The sequence below is a fragment of the Streptomyces xanthochromogenes genome (assembly GCF_014650455.1).
Classification (GTDB): Bacteria; Actinomycetota; Actinomycetes; order Streptomycetales; family Streptomycetaceae; genus Streptomyces; species Streptomyces xanthochromogenes.
The window spans coordinates 189,209-207,194 of sequence record NZ_BMUZ01000012.1; the positions used below are offsets into that span (position 1 = coordinate 189,209).

13 protein-coding genes are annotated in these 17,986 nt (G+C 69.2%); 8 read left to right on the plus strand and 5 right to left on the minus strand.

The annotated features are described in order from the left end of the window. Positions 1–39 precede the first annotated feature (39 nt). Both IE267_RS29000 and IE267_RS29005 read right to left on the minus strand, forming a co-directional pair. A complete protein-coding gene (locus IE267_RS29000) occupies positions 40–822 on the minus strand; it encodes an MIP/aquaporin family protein (RefSeq protein WP_161250566.1) in 783 nt (260 codons plus the stop codon). A gap of 412 nt (positions 823–1,234) precedes the next feature. Continuing rightward, entirely contained in the window at positions 1,235–1,999 is a 765-nt protein-coding gene (locus IE267_RS29005) for an IclR family transcriptional regulator (RefSeq protein WP_167154627.1), read from the minus strand. Positions 2,000–2,287: 288 nt separating this feature from the next. On the opposite strand from IE267_RS29005, the gene metH reads away from it, so the two are divergent. The 4 genes from metH to IE267_RS29025 all read left to right on the plus strand — a co-directional run bounded on the left by metH (position 2,288) and on the right by IE267_RS29025 (position 10,380). Then, positions 2,288–5,797, plus strand: a complete 3,510-nt coding sequence (gene metH / locus IE267_RS29010; protein WP_189765266.1) for a methionine synthase — start codon at positions 2,288–2,290, stop codon at positions 5,795–5,797. 130 nt (positions 5,798–5,927) lie between these two features. Further along, the gene (locus IE267_RS29015) at positions 5,928–6,629 is read left to right on the plus strand and encodes an HAD family hydrolase (RefSeq protein ID WP_167154631.1); all 702 of its coding nucleotides are present in this window, start codon (positions 5,928–5,930) and stop codon (positions 6,627–6,629) included. A 487-nt stretch (positions 6,630–7,116) separates the two neighbouring features. After that, positions 7,117–8,718: an ABC transporter substrate-binding protein gene (locus IE267_RS29020; RefSeq protein WP_161250558.1), complete on the plus strand. Its 1,602-nt coding sequence runs from the start codon at positions 7,117–7,119 to the stop codon at positions 8,716–8,718. Positions 8,719–8,787: 69 nt separating this feature from the next. Continuing rightward, positions 8,788–10,380: an ABC transporter substrate-binding protein gene (locus IE267_RS29025; RefSeq protein ID WP_189765268.1), complete on the plus strand. Its 1,593-nt coding sequence runs from the start codon at positions 8,788–8,790 to the stop codon at positions 10,378–10,380. Positions 10,381–10,648: 268 nt separating this feature from the next. Here IE267_RS29025 and IE267_RS29030 read toward each other — a convergent pair whose 3' ends face one another. After that, a complete protein-coding gene (locus IE267_RS29030; RefSeq protein ID WP_100577075.1) occupies positions 10,649–11,320 on the minus strand; it encodes a response regulator in 672 nt (223 codons plus the stop codon). 126 nt (positions 11,321–11,446) lie between these two features. Then, on the minus strand, positions 11,447–12,304 hold the full coding sequence (locus tag IE267_RS29035; RefSeq protein ID WP_229861478.1) for a RecB family exonuclease: 858 nt from the start codon (positions 12,302–12,304) through the stop codon (positions 11,447–11,449). 178 nt (positions 12,305–12,482) lie between these two features. Between IE267_RS29035 and IE267_RS29040 the strand changes: the two genes are divergently transcribed. From IE267_RS29040 to IE267_RS29050, 3 genes are all read left to right on the plus strand, one after another. Further along, entirely contained in the window at positions 12,483–13,742 is a 1,260-nt protein-coding gene (locus tag IE267_RS29040; RefSeq protein ID WP_167154643.1) for a site-2 protease family protein, read from the plus strand. Between the two features lie 57 nt (positions 13,743–13,799). Next, a complete protein-coding gene (locus IE267_RS29045) occupies positions 13,800–14,687 on the plus strand; it encodes a tRNA (adenine-N1)-methyltransferase (RefSeq protein WP_100577078.1) in 888 nt (295 codons plus the stop codon). A gap of 185 nt (positions 14,688–14,872) precedes the next feature. After that, positions 14,873–15,451, plus strand: coding sequence for a hypothetical protein (locus IE267_RS29050; RefSeq protein ID WP_167154647.1), 579 nt, complete (start codon positions 14,873–14,875; stop codon positions 15,449–15,451). Between the two features lie 65 nt (positions 15,452–15,516). Here IE267_RS29050 and IE267_RS29055 read toward each other — a convergent pair whose 3' ends face one another. Beyond that, positions 15,517–15,795, minus strand: coding sequence for a ferredoxin (locus IE267_RS29055; RefSeq protein WP_161250548.1), 279 nt, complete (start codon positions 15,793–15,795; stop codon positions 15,517–15,519). Positions 15,796–16,034: 239 nt separating this feature from the next. Between IE267_RS29055 and arc the strand changes: the two genes are divergently transcribed. Then, positions 16,035–17,801, plus strand: a complete 1,767-nt coding sequence (gene arc, locus IE267_RS29060; protein WP_100577081.1) for a proteasome ATPase — start codon at positions 16,035–16,037, stop codon at positions 17,799–17,801. Positions 17,802–17,986: the final 185 nt, after the last annotated feature.

The window sequence follows — 17,986 nt, forward strand, 5'->3', positions numbered from 1 at the left end:
CTCCTGGAAAGTCCGAAGGGGGTCGTCGCGTCGTGCTCGTCAGGCGAAGGCGATGTTGTAGATGCCACCGGCGATCGCTCCGCCGATCAGCGGGCCGACGACCGGGATCCACGCGTAGCTCCAGTCCGAGCCGCCCTTGTTGGGCAGCGGAAGCAGGGAGTGCACGATGCGGGGGCCGAGGTCGCGGACCGGGTTGATGGCGTATCCGGTCGGGCCACCGATCGAGAGGCCGATGCCGACCACCACGAGCGCGGTGATGAGGACACCGATGACACCGAGGCCCTTGCCGTCGCCGTTCAGGCCCTGGGTCAGGATCGCGAGGACCAGGACGAACGTGGCGATGATCTCCGTGACGAGGTTCTGCACCATGTTGCGGATCTCGGGACCGGTCGAGAAGACGCCGAGCACCGGGCCGGCCGCGTTCTCGCGGGCCTCGACGGACTTGCCCTTCGTCTCACCCACGATCTCGGGGTCGGTCAGATGGGCGTGGAACTGGCCGTAGTAGGCGAGCCACACCAGCACCGCGCCGATCATGGCGCCGAGGATCTGTCCGCCGAGGTACACGGGGACGTCGCTCCACTTGGTGCCGCCCTCGATCGCGAGACCCAGGGTCACCGCGGGGTTGAGGTGGGCGCCCGAGAGCGGGGCCGAGATGTAGGCACCGGTCAGGACCGCGAAGCCCCACCCGAAGGTGATCGCGAGCCAGCCGGCGCCCCGCGCCTTCGAGCGCTTCAGGGTGACGGCGGCGCAGACGCCACCGCCGAGCAGGATCAGAATGGCGGTACCGATGGTCTCGCCGATGAAGATGTCGTGGCTGGACATCCGCGACTCCTTTGTCCTTCGTCCAGGGGGAAACCCCAACAGGCAGAGCACCGGGTCCCTCCGGTGCTCCGCGCCCTCAAGTTGAGGACTGCCGGCCCTTGGCGTTGTCACACTCTAACTCGTATTGCCGGTAGGTGTTCGACAATGCCGACCGCTGAACGGCAGTTTTGCCCTCGGGTTAACTGCGCGTCAATACTTGTGTGACTGGAATCCCGATCGTTACCAGGTGGTACGAACCACCAAACGCCGACCCGGGCCCAGGGGCAACTCGGGGGCTCCGGCAAGCCCTGCACGAGCCCCGGACGAGCCCCGGACGGGCTTCGCCGACGTACGGCACCCGGGGCCGCCCCCTGGGGCGCAGAGGGGCCTGCGACGCCGCCGTACGGGGCCTGCGGGCCGGGCCGGTAAGGCGCTAGAAGCGGCCGGCGCCCAGGTCGCGCGAGACCGCTCGGGCGCAGTCCCGCACCGCGGCCACCAGGTCGGGCCGCACCTCGCCCTCCTTGCAGACGCGCTCCACGGCGCCCGTGACGCCCACCGCGCCGACCGGCATCCTGCGCCGGTCGTGGATCGGGGCGGCCACCGAGGCGACGCCCACCCAGGTCTCCTCGATGTCGGAGCCCCAGCCGCGCGCCCGGGTCAGCGCGAGCAGCTCCTCGAAGCCGTCCGCCGAGGTGACCGTGCCGGGCGTGAACGCCTCGTGCGCGTTGTCCACGGCCTCGGTGTGCGCGACCGGGTCGTACGCGGAGAGCACCTTGCCCAGGGCCGTGGAGTGCAGCGGCTGCATGGCGCCCACTTCGAGGACCTGGCGGCTGTCGTCGGGCCGGAAGACGTGGTGCATGATCAGCACGCCCTGCTGGTGGAGCACCCCCACGTACACGCTCTCGCCGCTGGACCGCGCCAGGTCGTCCGTCCACACCAGGGCGCGGGCCCGCAGCTCGTGGACGTCCAGGTAGCTGTTGCCCAGGCGCAGCAGCTCGGCGCCCAGCTGGTAGCGGCCCGACGCCGGGTCCTGCTCCACGAAGCCCTCGGCCTGCAGGGTGCGCAGGATTCCGTGCGCGGTGCCCTTGGCGAGGCCCAGCGAGGAGGCCACATCGGACAGGCCCAGCCGCCGCTCGCCCCCCGCGAGCAGCCGCAGCATGGCGGCCGCCCGTTCGAGCGACTGGATGTTGCGCGCCATCGCGCTCCCTCCCTTTCGGGCACTGCGGAACCGGCTGTCGTCCTGTAGCGGCCGGCTCTGACATGACTGGTTCGACAATGCTGAACAGTATCGGCCGTTGTCGACCTCGTGTCACCGCGGGCGTGGCCCCCGCCACCCCGTCAGGACCGCTTCGCGCGGGCCGCCCCTTGGCGTCCGCCCCCTGATACACCCGCGCGCGGGCCGGGGCCGCCCGGTTAGGCTGGCCGCGTGCGCCCTCCTGCCGGACGGCGCAAAGCCGACAGCCGTCGCACTCCAGGGAGCACATCCATGGCCTCGTTGCCGACCCCTTCCGCTGACAGCCGGACCCGAATCGACGCCCTCCGCGAGGCACTCGCCACCCGGGTGGTGGTGGCCGACGGCGCGATGGGAACCATGCTGCAGGCGCAGGATCCCACCCTGGAGGACTTCCAGGACCTTGAGGGCTGCAACGAGGTTCTGAACGTGACCCGGCCCGACATCGTGCGCACGGTCCACGAGGCCTACTTCGCGGTCGGCGTGGACTGCGTGGAGACCAACACCTTCGGCGCCAACCACACGGCGATGAGCGAGTACGACATCCCCGAGCGGGTCTTCGAGCTCTCCGAGTCCGGCGCGCGGATCGCCCGCGAGGTCGCCGACGAGTTCACCGCCTCCACCGGGCAGCAGCGCTGGGTGCTCGGCTCCATCGGCCCCGGCACCAAGCTGCCCACCCTGGGCCACATCGGCTACCCCACGCTGCGCGACGGCTTCCAGGCGAACGCCGAGGGCCTGATCGCGGGCGGCGCGGACGCACTGATCGTCGAGACCACCCAGGACCTGCTCCAGACCAAGTCCGCGATCCTCGGCGCCCGCCGCGCCATGGAGGCGGTCGGGGCCGACATGCCCCTCGTCGTCTCCCTCGCCTTCGAGACGACCGGCACGATGCTGCTGGGCTCCGAGATCGGCGCGGCGCTGACCGCGCTCGAACCGCTCGGCATCGACATGATCGGCCTGAACTGCTCGACCGGCCCCGCCGAGATGAGCGAGCACCTGCGCTATCTGACCCGGCACTCGCGCATCCCGCTGCTCTGCATGCCCAACGCCGGCCTGCCCGTCCTGACCAAGGACGGCGCCCACTTCCCGCTCGACCCCGAGGGCCTGGCGGACGCGCAGGAGAACTTCGTCCACGACTACGGCCTGTCCCTGGTCGGCGGCTGCTGCGGCACCACCCCCGAGCACCTGCGCCAGGTGGTGGAGCGGGTGCGCGGCAGCGTCCCCGGCGAGCGCGACCCGCGCCCGGAGCCGGGCGCGGCCTCGCTCTACCAGACCGTGCCGTTCCGCCAGGACACCTCGTACCTGGCGATCGGCGAGCGGACGAACGCCAACGGGTCGAAGAAGTTCCGCGAGGCCATGCTGGAGGGCCGCTGGGACGACTGTGTGGAGATGGCCCGCGACCAGATCCGCGAGGGCGCCCACCTGCTCGACCTCTGCGTCGATTACGTGGGCCGCGACGGTGTGGCCGACATGGCCGAGCTGGCCGGCCGCTTCGCGACCGCCTCCACCCTGCCCATCGTGCTCGACTCGACCGAACTCCCGGTCATCCAGGCGGGGTTGGAGAAGCTCGGCGGCCGGGCGGTCATCAACTCCGTCAACTACGAGGACGGCGACGGACCGGAGTCGCGCTTCGCGAAGGTCACCAAGCTGGCCGTGGAGCACGGCGCCGCGCTGATCGCGCTGACCATCGACGAGGAGGGCCAGGCCCGCACCGTCGAGACCAAGGTCGCCATCGCCGAGCGCCTCATCGCGGACCTGACCGGCAACTGGGGGGTGCACGAGTCGGACATCCTCATCGACACCCTGACCTTCACCATCTGCACCGGCCAGGAGGAGTCGCGCGGCGACGGCATCGCCACCATCGGGGCGATCCGTGAACTCAAGCGACGCCACCCCGACGTACAGACCACGCTCGGCCTGTCCAACATCTCCTTCGGCCTCAACCCGGCCGCCCGTGTCGTCCTCAACTCCGTGTTCCTGGACGAGTGCGTCAAGGCGGGCCTGGACTCGGCCATCGTGCACGCCTCCAAGATCCTGCCGATCGCGCGCCTGGAGGAGGAGCAGGTCAAGGTCGCGCTCGACCTGATCTACGACCGGCGCGCCGAGGGCTACGACCCGCTGCAGAAGCTCATGGAGCTCTTCGAGGGCGTCAACATGAAGTCGATGAAGGCGGGCAAGGCCGAGGAGCTCCTCGCGCTGCCGCTGGAGGAGAGGCTGCAGCGCCGCATCATCGACGGCGAGAAGAACGGCCTGGAGGCCGACCTCGACGAGGCCCTCGAAACCACCCCGGCCCTCGACGTCGTGAACAACACCCTGCTCGAAGGCATGAAGGTGGTCGGCGAGCTGTTCGGCTCCGGCCAGATGCAGCTGCCGTTCGTGCTCCAGTCGGCCGAGGTCATGAAGTCCGCGGTGGCCCATCTGGAGCCGCACATGGAGAAGTCGGACGCGGAGGGCAAGGGCACGATCGTGCTGGCCACCGTGCGCGGCGACGTCCACGACATCGGCAAGAACCTCGTCGACATCATCCTGTCCAACAATGGCTACAACGTCGTCAACCTCGGTATCAAGCAGCCGGTCTCCGCGATCCTGGAGGCCGCCGAGGAGCATCGCGCCGACGTCATCGGCATGTCCGGCCTCCTGGTCAAGTCCACCGTGATCATGAAGGAGAACCTGGAGGAGCTCAACCAGCGCAAGCTGGCCGCCGAGTACCCGGTCATCCTCGGTGGCGCGGCCCTGACCCGGGCCTATGTCGAGCAGGACCTGCACGAGATCTACGAGGGCGAAGTCCGTTACGCCCGCGACGCGTTCGAGGGCCTGCGGCTCATGGACGCATTGATCGGCGTCAAGCGCGGCGTGCCCGGCGCCGTACTGCCCGAGCTCAAGCAGCGCCGGGTGCCCAAGCGGGACACTCCCGTCCTGGAGGCCGAGGAGCCCGAGGGCTCGGTGCGCTCGGACGTGGCCGTCGACAACCCGGTGCCCACCCCGCCGTTCTGGGGCACCCGCGTCGTCAAGGGCATCCCGCTCAAGGAGTACGCGTCCTGGCTGGACGAGGGCGCCCTCTTCAAGGGCCAGTGGGGCCTGAAGGAGGCCCGCAAGGGCGGCCCCAGCTACGAGGAGCTGGTGGAGACCGAGGGCCGCCCGCACCTGCGCGGCTGGCTCGACAAGCTGCACACCGAGGGCCTCCTGGAGGCGGCCGTCGTGCACGGCTACTTCCCGTGCGTGTCCAAGGGCGACGACCTCGTCCTCCTGAACGACGACGGCAGCGAGCGGACCCGCTTCACCTTCCCGCGCCAGCGCCGCGGCCGCCGGCTGTGCCTGGCGGACTTCTTCCGCCCGGAGGAGTCCGGCGAGGTGGACGTGGTGGGCCTGCAGGTCGTCACCGTCGGCTCCCGGATCGGCGAGGAGACGGCCAAGCTGTTCGAGGCCAACTCCTACCGCGACTACCTCGAACTGCACGGCCTGTCCGTCCAGTTGGCCGAGGCGCTCGCCGAATACTGGCACGCGCGGGTGCGTTCCGAGCTCGGTTTCGCGGGCGAGGACCCGTCCGACGTGGAGGACATGTTCGCGCTCAAGTACCGCGGGGCGCGCTTCTCGCTCGGCTACGGAGCCTGCCCCGACCTGGAGGACCGGGCCAAGATCGCCGAGCTGCTCGAACCGGAGCGGATCGGCGTCCACCTCTCCGAGGAGTTCCAGCTCCACCCCGAGCAGTCCACCGACGCCATCGTCATCCACCACCCCGAAGCCAAGTACTTCAACGCCCGATGACCAAGCGCCCCGGTTAATTCAGCGCACGTTCAGCGGACCGGACGTACACTGGTCGGCCCAGTAGAAGGCCGGTCGCTTTTCCCCGCTGGGGAAGGCGACCGGCCTTCTCGTCCCTTCAGGAGGTGTGCCGATGACCAGTACGGTCCCCACAGCCATGACTCTTACGGCCGAAGGCTCCGCACTCCAGGCCGTCTTCCTCGACATGGACGGCACGCTCGTCGACACCGAGGGCTTCTGGTGGGACGCCGAGCGCGAGGCGTTCGCCGCGCTCGGGCACGTCCTGGACGAGTCGTGGCGGGACATCGTGGTGGGCGGGCCCATGACCCGCAGCGCGGGCTTCCTCATCGAGGCCACCGGCGCCGACATCACCCTGGCCGAGCTGACCGTACTGCTCAACGACCGCTTCGAGGCCCGGATCTCCCGCGGGGTGCCGCTGATGCCGGGCGCCGCCCGGCTGCTGGGCGAACTCGCCGCCCACAAGGTCCCGACCGCCCTGGTCTCCGCCTCGCACCGCCGCATCATCGACAAGATCGTGCATTCGCTCGGCCCGTCCCACTTCGCGCTGACCGTCGCCGGCGACGAGGTGCCCCGCACCAAGCCGCACCCCGACCCGTACCTGTTCGCGGCCCGCGGGCTCGACGCCGACCCGGCCAGATGCGCCGTCGTGGAGGACACGGCCACCGGTGTCGCCGCCGCGGAGGCGGCCGGCTGCCGGGTGGTCGCGGTGCCCTCGGTCGCCCCGATCGCGGCCGCCGAGGGCCGGGTCGTGGTCGACTCCCTCGAAGCGGTCGACCTGGCCTTTCTGCGCACCCTGATCACGCGTGTGAACTGACCTGTTCACCGAGCGTGTGTCGTTGAATACGGAAGAACTCATCGCAGCCGCGCGTTCATTTTCCGTGACTTCAGAGATCGAATTCACGCCCTGTCAAAGAGGTCCTCGGGGTGACGTTCATCACCCGACCGAGGCTCGACGGCGGCCCGATCCGGGCACTCCGGAGCGCCTGGACGCACCCTTGTGTCCCATTTCATGAACCGGTGTACGAAACATTCCGGCATCTCGATATCGGTGGGCCGCCAGGGGGCGGACGGATTGATTCCCCGTGCACCAGAGCCAGTTCCAGCTTTCCGTACGGCGAGCACTAATCTCGTCCGAGAACTTCGCCGCATCCTCATCTGCCCCGCCGCACACCACGTGGACGGGAAGCGCAGGTCCGATCGCACAAACCCGGCCCGATCGCCCCGCCCCGAACGGGCGGACGCGGCGGAGTGTCCCGTACACAGCTGTACCCCAAAGTGCCGGACAAGGGAGATCGTCCAGGATGAACCGCAAGACTTTGGTGCTGCCGGCCGTAGTGGGCCTGCTCGCTCCCGTACTCGCCGCCTGCGGCGGATCGGAGAGCGGGGGAAGTGGCGGAAAGACCATCGTCGTGGGCACCACGGACCAGTTCGTGGCGACCAAGGACGCGCCTGCTCCCTTCGATCCGGCCCACGCCTACGAGACCGGCATCTGGAACGTGATGCGGCAGACCACGCAGTCGCTGGTCCGCGTGCCGCGCGGTGGCGGCCTGCCCGTCCCGGACGCCGCTTCCGCGTGCAACTTCACCGACAAGGAGAACGAGAGCTACCGCTGCACGCTGCGCAGCGGACTTGAGTTCGCCGACGGCACCAAGGTGACCGCGGACGACGTGAAGTACTCGATCCAGCGCGTGCTCGACATCAAGGACGACAACGGCCCCTCCGGTCTCCTGGACAACATCGACACGATGGAGACCAAGGGCGGCACCGAGATCGTCTTCCATCTCAAGACGCCGGACGCCACCTTCCCGTACAAGCTCGCGACGCCCGCCGCGGGGATCGTGCAGAAGGACAAGTACCAGCCCAAGAAGCTCCGAGACGGCCTGGAGATGGACGGCTCGGGTCCGTACACGATGAAGGCCGACGTCAAGGGCGACCAGGTCGAGAAGTTCACCTTCACCAAGAACCCGAACTACAAGGGCGACGTGAAGTTCGCGAACGACAAGGTCGAGCTGCGCTCCTTCCCCACCGCCGAGGCCATGGGCACCGCGCTCGCCAAGGGCGACATCGACCTGATGGCGCGCGCCATGACGCCCGGGCAGATCCAGCAGATGCAGGTCAGCCCGAGCAAGGACGTCAACCTGGTCGAGATGCCCGGTCTGGAGATCCGCTACCTCGCCTTCAACACCGACGATCCGGCGGTCAAGAACAAGGCGGTGCGCGAGGCGATGGCCCAGGCCATCGACCGCAACCAGCTGGTGAGCAAGGTGTACGGCCAGACCGCCGAGCCGCTGTACTCGCTGATCCCCACCTCGATCGCCGGCCACACCAACTCGTTCTTCAACAAGTACGGCGAGGCGAGCAAGGCCAAGGCGCAGAACATCCTGAAGAGCGCCAACATCTCGACGCCCGTCAAGCTCACCCTCAACTACACCAAGGACCACTACGGTTCGATCACCGAGGACGAGTTCAAGAACCTGTCGGCGCAGCTGAACGCCACCGGCTTGTTCAGCACGACGATCCAGGGCACCGAGTGGTCGAAGTTCCGTCCCGCGCAGAAGAAGGGCGAGTACGCGGTCTACGGCCTCGGCTGGTTCCCCGACTTCCCGGACCCGGACAACTTCGTCGCGCCGTTCTTCGGCAAGGACAACTTCCTCAACACCCCGTACGTCAGCAACGACATCCGCAACACCCTCATCCCGCAGTCGCGGGTGGCCGCCGACCGCAACCAGGCGGCGAAGCCGTTCGAGCAGATCCAGGACATCGTCGCCAACGACGCCCCGGTCATCCCGCTGTGGCAGGGCAAGCAGTACGTCGCGGCCCGCACCGACATCACCGGCACCGAATGGGCCATCAACTCCTCGTCCGACCTGCAGCTGTGGGAACTCGGGCGCGGCAAGAAGTAACGCACGACCCGGCCGCGGCCCTTGGCGCGCCCGGACATTTCCATCAGCAGGACTGTGAGGCACGTGCAGGTGAAGATACGAAACCGATGGCTGACCGCCCCGCTCGCGGCGGGCGTGGCAGCCGGTCTCGTGAGTGGTTGTGGGACACAGCAGGGCGGCGGCGCGGCCTCCGGCGGCGACGGTTCGGTGATCATGGGTATGTCCGACGACATCCTCGCCACCGATCCCGCCTCCGGTTACGACCCAGGGTCGTGGCTGCTCTTCAACAACGTCTTCCAGTCCCTGCTCAGCTTCCCCAAGGGCAGCACGACGCCCCAGCCCGAAGCCGCGCAGAGCTGCGGCTTCGACCGGGGCGGCTCCACGGTCTACCGCTGCACCCTGCGGCCCGGGCTCAAGTTCAGCAACGGTGACCCGCTGACTTCCGAGGACGTCAAGTACTCCTTCGAGCGGGTGCTGAAGATCCACGACGACAGCGGCCCGGCGCCGATGCTCGCCACCCTCGGCAAGGTCGACACCCCGGACGCGAAGACCGTCGTCTTCCACCTGAAGGTCCCGGACGCCACCTTCCCGAGCAAGATCGCCTCCGGTGCCGGCTCGATCGTCGACCACAAGGAGTACCCGGCCGACAAGCTGCGCACCGACGGCAAGGCGGTCGGCTCCGGCGTCTACAAGCTGGACTCCTTCGGCGAGCAGCAGGCCGTCTTCTCGGTCAACTCCTCCTACGAGGGCACGGTCAAGGCCAAGAACTCCGGGCTGACCCTGAAGCTGTTCCACGGCGACCAGAAGGGCCTGGCCGCGGCCCTGAACAAGGGCGACATCGACCTCGCCTACCGAGGTCTCACGGCGAAGGACACGGCCGCGCTGCAGACCGCGGCGACCTCGGGCAAGCAGGGCATCAACGTCATCGAGGGCTCCAGCGCCGAGGTCCAGGACCTGGTCTTCAACATGAAGGACCCGGTCGCCGGCAAGCTCGGAGTGCGCAAGGCCATCGCCTACCTCGTCGACCGCGAGGCCCTCGTCCGCGATGTGTACTCGTCCACGGCGACCCCGCTGTACTCGGTCGTCCCCAGCGGAATCACCGCCCACACCACGGCCCTCTTCGACCAGTACGGGGGCAGCCCCGACCCGGTCAAGGCGAAGGCGGCACTGCACTCGGCGGGCATCAGCGGCAAGGTGAAGCTGACGCTGTGGTCCACGCCGAGCCGCTACGGACCTTCCACGGACGACGAGTTGAGGGCGATCGCGGGCCAGCTCAACGCGAGCGGGCTGTTCGACGCCGACGTGAAGTCGGTCGAGTTCAAGCAGTACGAGAAGGACATCGAGGCCGGGAAGTACGGCGTGTACGTGAAGGGCTGGATTCCGGACTACCCGGACCCGGACAACTTCACCCTGCCGTTCTTCGGCAAGGGCAACGTGCTGTCCAACAACTACACGAACAAGCAGATCACCGACGAGATCCTCCCGGCGACCGCGGGCACCGCCGACCGCGCCACCACCGAGGGCGAGTTCGCCAAGCTCCAGGACATCGTGGCCGACGAACTCCCGGTCCTCCCGCTGTGGCAGGGCAAGCAGTACGCGGTCGCGCGCACCGGGATCACCGGCCTGGAGTGGACCCTGGACGCGTCGACGGTCTTCCGCTTCTGGGAAATCAAGAAGGGCTGAGGCGAGGGCCCCGCCCGGGGCGCGGGGCAGCGACATGTGCTGTCCCGCCGGGCGGGGCGACCGGGTCGAGGTCAGCCCTGCCAGGTGAGCACCTGCACCGGGTGGGCGTCACGGTGGCTGCGGTCGGCCCTGCCAGGGGCACGAGGAGCCGCGCGATCAGCCACGCACGATCCGCAGGTGACGCACACGCGAGGATGAAGGCCCTCCGGCGTTGGAGGAGCCGGGGTCGAGGGGCGGAGCCCCCGGTGCCTCGGGGAGCCGCCCCGCCCTACTGGGCACCCGGCCGAACCAGCCCACTCTCATACGCGTAGACCGCCGCCTGCACCCGGTCCCGCAGCCCCAGCTTCGTCAGCACATGCCCCACGTGCGTCTTGACCGTGGTCTCGCTGACGAACAGGTCCGCCGCGATCTCCGCGTTGGAAAGACCGCGGGCGACGAGCTTCAGAACCTCCACCTCGCGGTCGGTCAGCGTGTGCAGCGTGTCCGGCACCGGCTCCTCGCCGGACGGCAGATGATCGGCGTACTTGTCGAGCAGCCGGCGCGTGATCGACGGCGCCAGCATCGCCTCGCCGGCCGCGACCACCCGGATCGCCTGCACCAGCTCATGGGCGGGCGCGTCCTTCAGGAGGAAGCCGCTGGCCCCCGCCTTGAGCGCCTCCACCACATACTCGTCCAGGTCGAACGTGGTCAGGACGAGCACCTTCGCGGGGCCGTCCTTGCCGGGCCCGCTGATCTGCCGGGTCGCCTCCACCCCGTCCATGCGGGGCATCCGGATGTCCATGAGGACCACATCGGGCTGGAGCGCCCGCACCTGATCGAGGGCCTGCAGACCGTCACCGGCCTCGCCGACCACCGCGATGTCCTGCTCGGCCTCCAGGATCATGCGGAAGCCGGTGCGCAGCAGCGGCTGGTCGTCGACCAGTAGGACGCGGATCGCCACGGGTACTCCTCATCAGATTGCTGGACCGGGCCCATTCTGCCCTGCTCACCGATGCCGGACGCGGCCGGGCGGGGGCCCGGCGGCCGCCACCGGGGGCGTACCCGGGCCGACGGCCGCCGCTGGAACTCAGCCTGCCGACTCCGGGGCCACGGTGATGGACAGCGGGTATACCGGGGGAGTCCCACCGAATTCCGGACAGACCGCCTGATGGTCGCACCAGCCGCACAGCTTCGTCGGCCGTGGCCGCCAGTCGCCCGTCTCGGTGGCGAGCCGGATCGCCTCCCACAGCGCGAGCAGCTTCCGCTCCACCTGCACCAGGTCCGCCTCGACCGGGTCGTACGTCAGCACGTCCCCACTGCCCAGGTACACCAGCTGAAGCCGGCGCGGCACGACCTGCTTGAGGCGCCACACCACCAGCGCGTAGAACTTCATCTGGAAGAGCGCCCCCTCCGCGTACTGCGGCCGGGGGGCCTTGCCCGTCTTGTAGTCGACGATGCGCACCTCGCCGGTCGGTGCCACGTCCACCCGGTCGATGACACCGCGCAGCCGCAGCCCCGACTCCAGCTCGGTCTCGACGAAGAACTCCCGCTCCACCGGCTCCAGGCGCGTGGGGTCCTCCAGAGAGAACCACCGCTCCACCAGCCGCTCGGCCTCGCCCAGCCACTGGGCGAGCCGCTCGCCCTCGGCGTCCTGCGCGAACAGCTCGGTGAGCTCCGGCTTCGATTCCAGCAGCCGGTCCCACTGGCCCGGGATCATCGACTTGGCGCGCGGGGCCGTGCGCTCGGCCGCCGGATCGTCGAAGAGCCGCTCCAGAACGGCGTGCACCAGGGTGCCGCGCGTGGCCGCCTCGCTCGGCTTCTCGGGGAGCCGGTCGATCACCCGGAACCGGTAGAGCAGGGGGCACTGCATGAAGTCGTTCGCGCGCGACGGCGACAACGACGTCGGCTGCTGTGCGGCCGCGGCCCCACCGGTACTCGTACTCATGACACAGACCCTACGACCCGCCACTGACAGCGAGCGGAATACCATCGACGACAGGCGCCCTCACCCTGCATGATCGTGACATCGCACCATGCAGCGAACATTCGGCGGACGCAGTGAGTCCGGCCGGGGCTCCGGGGCAGGTTTCCCGGAGCAGGCATCGTACCGACGAAGGGAACCCGTGGAAGACAGCGGCGAGAGCGGCGAGCGCGGACGGCCGCAGTCCGGCGCGACGGGCAAGAGCCCCGGCGGCGGTGGTCCGGTCAAGGGCAAGCAGCCGCGCTCCGGCCCCGGTGGCGGGATTCTGATGGGCCGCCCGTTCGGCGTGCCCGTCTACGTCGCCCCCAGCTGGTTCCTGGTCGCGGCCCTCATCACCTGGGTCTTCGGCGGCCAGCTCGACCGGGTCCTGCCCGAACTCGGCGCCGCCCGCTACCTCGTGTCGCTCTTCTTCGCGGTGGCCTTCTACGCCTCCGTGCTGGTCCACGAACTCGCCCACACCGTGGCCGCCCTCCGCTTCCGGCTTCCGGTGCGCCGCATCCAGCTCCAGTTCTTCGGCGGCGTCTCCGAGATCGAGAAGGAGACCGAGACCCCGGGCCGCGAGTTCGTCCTGGCCTTCGTCGGCCCGCTGCTCTCGCTCGTCCTGTCGGGCGTCTTCTACCTCGGCATGAAGGCCGTCGAACCCGGCACCGTCCCCGGCGTGCTGCTGGCGGGCCTGATGATCTCCAACCTCATCGTGGCCGGATTCAACCTGCTGCCGGGCCTGCCCCTGGACGGCGGGCGGATGCTCCGCGCCGTCGTGTGGAAGATCACCGGCAAGCCCATGAGCGGCACCATCGCCGCCGCCTGGGTCGGCCGCGCCCTCGCCGTCACCGTGCTCATCGGGCTGCCGCTGCTCACCCAGACCGGGGCGCTCGGCAACTCGCCCGACGAGGTCAGCGGCATGGACACCGTCACCGACGCACTGCTCGCCGCCATCCTCGCCGCGATCATCTGGACCGGCGCCGGCAACAGCCTGCGCATGGCCCGGCTGCGCGAGCACCTCCCCGAACTGCGGGCCCGTACCCTCACCCGGCGGGCGGTGCCCGTGGAGTCCACCACCCCGCTCTCCGAGGCGCTGCGCCGCGCCAACGAGGCGGGCGCCCGCGCCCTGGTCGTCGTCGACGGGCACGGCGACCCGACCGCCCTGGTCCGCGAGGCCGCCATCGTCGGCGTCCCCGAGCACCGCCGCCCCTGGGTCGCCGTCAGCGGCCTCGCCCAGGACCTCACCGACGGCATGCACGTCCCCGCCGAACTCGCGGGGGAGCCGCTCCTCGACCTCCTGCGGGCCACCCCCGCGACCGAGTACCTCGTCGTCGAGGAGACCGGGGAGATCTACGGAGTGCTCTCCGCGGCCGACGTGGAGAAGGCCTTCGTCGCGGCCATGGCACGGCCCGGCTCCTAGGAGCGCGGCCCGGCCGACGTGGCGTTCGAGACCTGGAACGGCCGGTACTCTGGTCGTATGTCCGAACCGACCGGTGCCGCCCGCCGTCGCGGGCCCTTCAAGGTCGGGGACCAGGTCCAGCTCACCGACCCCAAGGGACGCCACTACACGTTCACGCTCGAAGCCGGGAAGAATTTCCACACCCACAAGGGTTCCTTCCCGCACGACGAGCTGATCGGTGCTCCCGAGGGCAGTGTTGTCCGTACCACGGGAAACGTCGCCTACCTCGCGCTGCGCCCCCTGCTCCCCGACTTCGTCCTGTCCATGCCCCGCGGCGCCGCCGTGGTCTACCCCAAGGACGCGGGGCAGATCCTGGCCTTCGCCGACATCTTCGCCGGCGCCCGCGTCGTCGAGGCCGGCGTCGGTTCGGGCTCGCTGAGCGCCTTCCTGCTGCGCGCCATCGGCGACCACGGGATGCTGCACTCCTACGAGCGCCGCGAGGACTTCGCCGAGATCGCCACGCAGAACGTGGAGCGCTACTTCGGCGGACCGCACCCGGCCTGGCAGCTCACCGTGGGCGACCTCCAGGACAACCTCTCGGACACCGAGGTCGACCGCGTCATCCTCGACATGCTCGCCCCCTGGGAGTGCCTGGACGCCGTCTCCAAGGCGCTCGTCCCCGGCGGCATCCTGTGCTGCTACGTGGCCACCACCACCCAGCTCTCGCGCACCGTCGAATCCATCCGCGAGATCGGCTGCTTCGCCGAGCCGCAGCCGTGGGAGTCGATGATCCGCAACTGGCACGTGGAGGGCCTGGCCGTCCGCCCGGACCACCGGATGATCGGCCACACCGGCTTCCTGGTGACCGCCCGCCGCCTCGCGGACGGTGTGGAACCCCCGATGCGCCGCCGCCGCCCCGCCAAGGGAGCGTACGGCGACGACTACGAGGGCCCCAACAAGGACTGACCACAGTCCTGGGGCGTGGCCTCGTACAACGAACCGGCGCCGCCGCCGAGTTCCCGGACCGACACGGGAACTCGGCGGCGGCGCCTTTACGTTGAGCCTGATGCCCCGGTATTCCGCCCACCTGTGACGTGTGGCACGATGCTGGCCACCCCCACCCGCACCACCCTCCACAGGAGACCTCCCGCGTGCAGAATGCCGCCGTCCCTGAGCTCGCGCACACCCACGCCCGTCCCGTGCACTGGATCGCCACCGCCACCGCGATGGCCGCCGTGGTCGCTCTCGCCGGCCTGCTGACACCGGACGCGGCCACGGCCTCCCAGACTCCGGACAAGCGGGACACGCGGCTCACGACGGCGGCGGCGCCCGACCCCGGCACGGTGGCCTTCCCGCTGGACTGCGGCCCCGTGGGCTCGGTGGTGGAGAAGAAGGCCTCGGGGGACCTCGACGGCGACGGCGTACCGGAGACCGTGGCGGTCGTCCACTGCCGGGCCGGCGGCGGCACCCCGCCCAGCGGCGTCTACGTCGTGACGCGGCCGGTGGCCAAGGGCGCCCCGCCGCGTGTGGTGGCGACGCTGGTCGACCCGAAGAGCAAGCAGACCGTCACCGACTTCGCGATACGCGACGGCGTGGTGGCGGCGACCCTGGTCGGCTACTCGTCCGACGACGTGCCGCGCTACGAGCCCGATGTGCGCCAGGAGGTCAAGTGGCGCTGGCAGGGCGGGAAGTTCGTCCGCTCGACCGGGGCCGACGCCCTGGGCGTCTGAATTCCGCGGCCGGGACGCGGGCGGAGAGCCGGGGCGACCGTGCGTCATCACCGGTCACCCCGCGCTCACTCGGCGTCGGGCCCGTACACCTCGACGCTGTCCGAAACCCGACGTACGTGAATGCAGTCGCCCGGGCACTCCTTGGCGGAGTCCACGACGTCCTGGAGGAGCGGGAGCGGCACCGGCGTTGTGGCCCTGGGCGCCTGCAGCAACTCGTCGTCGGCGCTCTTCACGTACGCGAGTCCGTCGATGTCCAGCTCGAAGACCTCGGGGGCGTACTGGACGCAGATGCCGTCGCCGGTGCACAGGTCCTGGTCGATCCAGACTTCGAGAGCCTCGTTCATGTCCCTGCCGTTCCTGCGCGAGTAATCAATCGGTGCCAGCCCTGACGGGTGTTGACTCCATCGACGATAACAACCGCCCGCTTTCCGATGTTGTTGGGTGGGTATCCACCTGACGTGAGGGAGAGCGCAAGGGTGAAGATCGGACACACCCCAGAGTCTTTGTGATCTAGGGGTTTCAATCACCACCAGCCCAGGTAGGGTCAGGAAGCGTCCAGCTCCCCTTGGAGGAGGTGAGGACCGTGGCAGCCCACGACGACGACATCAACCGCGGCATCCGGCCCGGGCGGGGGTCTGAGGACCCAGCCGGCCAGGTTGCCTATCTAGAGCAGGAAATCGCCGTCCTGCGACGCAAGCTCGCCGACTCGCCGCGTCATACGAGGATTCTCGAAGAGCGGATCGTCGAGTTGCAGACCAGTCTGGCGGGCGTGTCCGCGCAGAACGAGCGGCTCGCCAACACCCTCCGTGAGGCCCGCGACCAGATCGTGGCCCTCAAGGAGGAGGTCGACCGGCTCGCACAGCCGCCGGCCGGCTTCGGTGTCTTCCTGCAGTCCAACGAGGACGGCACGGCGGACATCTTCACCGGGGGCCGCAAGCTCCGGGTGAACGTCAGCCCCAGCGTCGAACTCGACGACCTGAGGCGCGGCCAGGAAGTCATGCTCAACGAGGCGCTCAACGTGGTCGAGGCCATGGAGTTCGAGCGCGCCGGGGACATCGTCACCCTCAAGGAGATCCTGGAGGACGGCGAGCGCGCCCTGGTGGTCGGGCACACCGACGAGGAACGGGTGGTGAGGCTCGCCGAGCCGCTCCTGGACATCACCATCCGCCCCGGCGATGCGCTCCTGCTGGAACCCAGGTCCGGTTACGTCTACGAAGTGGTCCCCAAGAGCGAGGTCGAGGAGCTCGTCCTCGAAGAGGTTCCGGACGTCGACTACGACAAGATCGGCGGTCTGGGCAACCAGATCGAGCTGATCCGCGACGCGGTCGAACTGCCCTACCTCTACCCCGACCTCTTCAAGGAGCACGAACTGCGGCCGCCGAAGGGCATCCTGCTCTACGGCCCGCCGGGATGCGGCAAGACGCTGATCGCCAAGGCGGTCGCCAACTCCCTTGCCAAGAAGGTCGCCGAGGTGACCGGCCAGCCCGCGGGGAAGAGCTACTTCCTCAACATCAAGGGCCCCGAGCTCCTCAACAAGTACGTCGGCGAGACCGAGCGGCACATCCGCCTCGTCTTCCAGCGTGCCCGGGAGAAGGCGAGCGAGGGCACCCCCGTCATCGTCTTCTTCGACGAGATGGAGTCGCTCTTCCGCACCCGCGGATCCGGTGTCAGCTCGGACGTGGAGAACACCATCGTCCCGCAGCTGCTCGCCGAGATCGACGGCGTGGAGGGCCTGGAGAACGTCATCGTCATCGGCGCCTCCAACCGCGAGGACATGATCGACCCCGCGATCCTGCGGCCCGGCCGGCTCGATGTGAAGATCAAGATCGAGCGTCCGGACGCGGAGGCGGCGAAGGACATCTTCGCCAAGTACCTCAGGTCCTCACTGCCGCTGCACGCCGACGACCTCGCCGAGCACGGCGGGGACAAGGACGGCACCACCCACGCGATGATCCAGTCCGTGGTGGAGCAGATGTACGCGGAATCCGAGGAGAACCGCTTCCTGGAAGTCACGTACGCCAACGGTGACAAGGAAGTCCTGTACTTCAAGGACTTCAACTCCGGCGCCATGATCCAGAACATCGTGGACCGGGCCAAGAAGATGGCCATCAAGGCCTTCCTCGACCAGAACCAGAAGGGCCTTCGGATCTCCCACCTCCTCCAGGCTTGCGTGGACGAGTTCAAGGAGAACGAGGACCTGCCGAACACCACCAACCCGGACGACTGGGCCCGGATTTCCGGAAAGAAGGGCGAGCGGATCGTATTCATCCGCACCCTTGTCACCGGAAAGCAGGGCGCGGACACCGGACGCTCCATCGACACGGTGGCGAACACCGGTCAGTACCTGTAAAAGGCAGGCCGGCTGCGGGTGCCCGGGGCGGGCATCCGCAGCCGACTGCTTTTCAGGCCACCAGCGGAGCAAGAGCAATGACGGAATTGATCTCCCCACCAGCGCAAAGGCGTTCTAGGCTCTTCGGTACCGCCGAGTCGCGCAGTGCGGGGACGGGCACCGCACACGCACCGGAACACCAGCGG